Genomic DNA, 2,307 nt, shown 5'->3' with positions numbered 1-2,307 from the left:
AGTAGGACGTCGCCAAGCAAGCTTAAGACGAGTCAGAATGACTCGTCTTTTTTGTGTTTTGTAACTTTTTTTCAAAGCTAATTACATATCTATATAAGTTTTATTCGATTTCTTTCGTGATTTTTGATATGTAATTTAAGATTTTCTATTTTATTTCTTAAAGATAAAATTCACCAGTGTGTTAAAATAGTACAGTTGTTTTTTTGATGTACTTTAATATAAGAAGATTTAAGTTAGAAAAGGAGATAATATGAAAAGAATAGGTATAATTACTATAGTAGTCTTAGTCCTTCTAGTAATCGTGTATATGTTAGTTGGGAATTATTTTTATAACTACGCGTTGAATGCGAAACAAGAAAAAGAGTTTTTACAAGATAATCCTCATTTAGTAGAAACGGTAAATGCATCGGGAGATGTATTGGCTACAAATGAAGAAAAGAATGCGAACTTCGTATCGAAGTATAAACCTAACACATTAACTATACGTTCTTTCGATAAAATGAATTTAAAAGGCTATGAATATATGAATGAACAATCTAGTCATAAATGGGCAATTGTGGTTCATGGATACAATGGTAGAGCATCAGAAATGACGAAATATATTCGTAACTTTTATGAACAAGGCTATAATGTCATAGCACCAGACCTTCGTGGGCACGGAAATAGTGAAGGGGATTATGTTGGTATGGGCTGGCATGATCGTAAAGATGTTTTGATTTGGATTCAACAAATCTTAAAGAAAGATCCTAATGCTGAAATAGCTCTATTTGGTGTTTCAATGGGCGGGGCAACTGTAATGATGACTTCAGGAGAAGATTTACCTTCTAATGTTAAAGTTATTATTGAAGATTGTGGATACTCAACCGTTATTGATGAATTTACTTATCAGCTAAAAGATTTATTCCACTTGCCGAAGTTTCCTGTTATGAATGCGGCAAATACAGTTACAAAATTAAGAGCTGGATATGATTTAGAAGAAGCTTCAGCTGTAAAACAAGTAGCGAAAAGTAAAACACCTATGCTATTCATTCATGGGGATGCTGATACATTCGTTCCTTTTGAAATGTTAGATGAAGTATATAATGCTGCAAAAGTAGAAAAAGAGAAATTAATTGTTCCAGGTGCTGGGCATGGAGAAGCGGAGAAAGTAGATTCGAATAAATATTGGAATACCGTATGGAAGTTCGTAGGGAAGTATATTCCGGCATAATTAAAGTTGTTGCATTTATATAGACGATAATCGGAGGGATAATAGTTAATCCTTTTGATTATCGTTTTTTTGTTAATTAGGTAGTCTGCTATAAGTGTATTTTTGTATGTACTATATGAAGGAGATAGAGCAAAAACTTTTGAATTCCTTAATCTCAGTGCTACAATGATTGAAAACTAAATGTTAATGAGGTGTTTATATGAAAATTGAGGTTTGGTCGGATTTTGTATGCCCATTTTGCTATATTGGGAAACGTAGATTAGAGATGGCTTTAGAGCAATTTCCACATAAGAAGGATGTTGAAGTTGAGTTTAAAAGTTTTGAGTTGGATCCGAATACTCCCGTTTACTCTGGAACAAGTATTAATGAAGTGCTTGCATCAAAGTATGGGATTAGTATTGAAGAAGCTAAGCGTAATAACGTACAGCTAGGAAATCATGCAGCTAGTATGGGTTTAAGTTTTAATTTTGATGAGATGAAGCCGACGAATACGTTTGATGCGCATCGTCTTGCGAAGTTTGCAAAGAATCATGGAAAAGAAAAGGAGATTACGGAAAATCTACTTTTTGCATATTTCACTGAATCGAAAAATTTAAGTGATGTGGATACACTTGCTACTATTGCTGAAGCTTCAGGTTTAGATAAGCAAGAAGCTTTAAATGTTATTAATGATAAAAATGCGTACGCAAATGATGTTAGAATTGAAGAAGCGATTGCTCAGCAATATCAAATTTCGGGAGTGCCTTATTTTATTATTAATCAAAAGTATGCTATTTCAGGTGCACAACCACTTGAAACTTTTGTTGGTGCACTCCAGCAAGTTTGGGAAGAAGAGAATCCTGCACCGAAGTTACAGGAACTTTCAGTAGATGGTGGAAGCGACCTTTCTTGTACTGATGGAAGTTGTTCAGTGCCGTCAAAAGAACAATAGCTTTTATGATGGAATAGCACCCTATAGATAGTTCTGTGGGGTGCTTGTATATAACTATAGAAGAAATACGTAAATAGATAATTTGATTACGTAAATGAATTCTATAAAATATAAAGTTTTTTAAAATAATGTATTGACGATTATATAAATGAAGTGTAATATAGAA

At 33.1% G+C, this 2,307-nt stretch carries 2 protein-coding genes; both read left to right on the top strand.

All coding sequences use genetic code 11. The features are described 5' to 3' along the window. The first annotated feature begins 250 nt into the window (after positions 1 to 250). Positions 251 to 1,210: an alpha/beta hydrolase gene (locus tag DN403_RS28255; RefSeq protein ID WP_000821104.1), complete on the top strand. Its 960-nt coding sequence runs from the start codon at positions 251 to 253 to the stop codon at positions 1,208 to 1,210. A 199-nt stretch (positions 1,211 to 1,409) separates the two neighbouring features. Then, complete coding sequence (locus DN403_RS28250) at positions 1,410 to 2,141, top strand: DsbA family oxidoreductase (protein WP_000687924.1); 732 nt, start codon at positions 1,410 to 1,412, stop codon at positions 2,139 to 2,141. Positions 2,142 to 2,307: the final 166 nt, after the last annotated feature.

The sequence above is a fragment of the Bacillus sp. AY2-1 genome (assembly GCF_008368965.1).
Lineage (GTDB): Bacteria > Bacillota > Bacilli > Bacillales > Bacillaceae_G > Bacillus_A > Bacillus_A thuringiensis_S.
This window is presented reverse-complemented; position numbering and strand designations above follow the sequence as displayed.

Coding starts and splice junctions, on each gene's coding strand:
- DN403_RS28250 (WP_000687924.1), top strand. CDS start 1,410: ATGAAAATTGAGGTTTGGTCGGATTTTGTATGCCCATTTTGCTATATT.
- DN403_RS28255 (WP_000821104.1), top strand. CDS start 251: ATGAAAAGAATAGGTATAATTACTATAGTAGTCTTAGTCCTTCTAGTA.